Source organism: Aeromonas sp. MaB10011B (assembly GCF_017939325.1).
Taxonomy (GTDB): domain Bacteria; phylum Pseudomonadota; class Gammaproteobacteria; order Enterobacterales; family Aeromonadaceae; genus Aeromonas; species Aeromonas caviae.
The window spans coordinates 1-2,343 of record NZ_JAGKRK010000051.1 but is presented as its reverse complement, the minus strand read 5'-3'; the positions used below and the strand labels follow the sequence as shown (position 1 = coordinate 2,343).

2 protein-coding genes and 1 pseudogene are annotated in these 2,343 nt (G+C 62.7%); all 3 read right to left on the bottom strand.

The window, feature by feature from the left end; all coding sequences use genetic code 11:
* Window positions 1-217: 217 nt before the first annotated feature.
* Window positions 218-1,390, bottom strand: a complete 1,173-nt coding sequence (locus J9893_RS13075; protein ID WP_210600848.1) for a phage late control D family protein — start codon at window positions 1,388-1,390, stop codon at window positions 218-220.
* Window positions 1,387-1,875 (bottom strand): phage tail protein, encoded by a 489-nt coding sequence (locus J9893_RS13070; RefSeq protein WP_246875582.1) that lies wholly within the window; start codon window positions 1,873-1,875, stop codon window positions 1,387-1,389. Before J9893_RS13070 ends, J9893_RS13075 begins: the two co-directional genes overlap by 4 nt.
* A gap of 15 nt (window positions 1,876-1,890) precedes the next feature.
* Window positions 1,891-2,343: pseudogene (locus tag J9893_RS21715) on the bottom strand (phage tail tape measure protein); the annotation flags it as partial.

The following is a 2,343-nucleotide window of genomic DNA, read 5'->3' as shown; positions in this document are numbered from 1 at the left end:
GCAGCGGATTCAAAATCCGCCGTAGCAATACGTGTCGGTTCGAGTCCGACCCCGGGCACCATTTAGAATTCAATGACTTAAGGCTACCCAAGCGGGTGGCCTTATGTTTTTCTGCCACATAGTGGCGGCAAAGTGGCGGCAAAGTGGCGGCAGAGAAATTTGATGATCGAGAAAGGCGGCAGAGCGTTGGCTCTGCCGCCTTTTGTTTTTGCTGCTGTTACTCGGTCACTTCCGGCAGGTCGTCGATGGCAACTTCGAGGCTGATGTTGTTGGTGTAGCCGCTGTTGGTCAGGTTGTGCACGACCCTGGTCATCACCCAGTTGGCCTCGTCGATCTGCGGCTTGAATCCCCTGACGGTGGTGGGTTGTTCTGGGTAGAGCTCTGGGCGGCCGGTGGCCAAGGTGATCTCGAACTCGGCGACACCTCGCTGCAGGCGTTCCCACTCGGCGCGGGCGGCGCGCAGGGCGTTAGTCTGGTTGGCGTAGATATGGCGCAGCACCTTGACGTTCTCGCTGTCGCCGATCAGCAGTTCGCGGCCCTCTTTGTCGACGGTGGTGTCGTTGGGCAGTGCCTGCTCCTGCTTTGGCTTGGTCTTGCGTCTGCGTTTGAGGGTTGAGCCTTTGGTGGTGGCCTTCTTCGGGTCGTGCCAGTTGGCTGATACGCCGGTGTAAGCGTCACGGTCAGCCACGGCGAAGCGGTGCTGATCGCCGTCCTGGCGGGTGATGGTGACGGAGGGAAGCGGTTTGCCGCTGGCGGTGAGCCCCTTGCCCTGGCCGATGAATAGCAGCCGACCCGATTTGATGGTGGTCAGGGCGCCGCATTGGCCGGCCAGGCGGGTGAGGAAGGCGGGATCGCTTTCGTTCTGCTGGTCGATGTGGTCGATCAGCATGCCCTTGAAGCGCTCGGCGCAGGCGGGGGTGAGGCCGTGGCGCTGGGCGATGGTGTCGACAATGCTGCCGACAGTCTGCTGGTGATAGCTGGTCTGGCGCAGTTTGTTGAGGCTGCCGCGCAGGTCAGCTGACTTGCCCCGGATGGTGAGCTTGTCCGGGGTGCCTGAGTGCTCCACCTCGTCGATGGTGAATTCCCCTTTATCAACCAGCGGTTGCCCCTGCCAGCCGATCAGGGCGCGCATTCTGGCGCCCCGGCGCGGCATGGCCAGCTGACCGTCGCTGTCGTCGAGTTCGATGTCGATGGTGTCGGCATCAAAGCCGCGATTGTCGGTGATGGTCATGCCACCGAGACGAGGGCGGATGGTGGTGGATACATCCTTACCGTCGATCAGCAGCTGATATGCCGGGGCTTTGTGATCAGCCCCGGTGATGCTGAATTGCCCCAGCTGGCTGGTCAGGGTGCTGCTGGCAGCAGAGAGCGCGTTATCTATCAGGCTCACAGCATGCCCCCGATTTTGTTGCCTACGGTGCCGACGATGTTGCTGATGCCCAGCCGACTGGCAATGCCACCGATGGCGCGGCCCAACAGTTTGTTGCCCAGGCTCGATTCGTCGTCGTCCACGCGCTTGAGGTTCATGGTGAATTCCAGCTTGCGGGCTGTACCGTCAGAGAAGAATTCGGAGCGGGTGACGCTGGTGCGCTCGATGACGAAATAGCCCCGCATCACGCCATCCCCCTGGATCAGGGGGAAGGCCTGGCCGGTGGCAGCCATTTCATGGATCAGGTCGAGGGAAACAGGTCCGCCTGTCAGCTCAGGGTAGAGGGTGCCAGAGAGCACGGTGGTTTCATCATCCGGCCCTGTGAACTGGTAGGCCGGACGGGCTCCCACCCGAGGGTTGCCCGGGTGGCGCCAAGCGCGGTCATCCTGTTGCGACAGGGGGGCGAAGGTGGATCGCTGGAACACGAACCAGCCCAGGGTCATCATCACTGTGCTGCCTCCTTAGCTGTTGTCGCGCAGGCTGGCGCGGGTGCGAGCTGATGCCTGCCGTTCTCGGCGGTCCAGTTCACGGCTCACCTCTTGCGCTACATCGGCGCCGGATTGCCCCGGCTGCTGCACGATGCTGATGGGGGCGTGAATCTGGGTTGACCCGCCACCTCTGGCCGGTGCCAGCTTGGGTGTGTCTATGATGCGAGGGCTTGACCTGATAGCGTCAGACGGTTGGCGCAGCTCGGCAGGCATGACCTGTTCGCGGATGGTGCGGACGGTATCTGCAGGCTGGCGTAGCTCGGCAGGCATGACCTGTTCGCGGATGGTGCGGGCCGTATCTGCGGGCTGGCGCAGCTCGGCAGGCATGACCTGTTCGCGGATGGTGCGGACGGTATCTGCAGGCTGGCGCAGCTCGGCAGGCATGACCTGTTCGCGGATGGTGCGGACGGTATCTGCAGGCTGGCG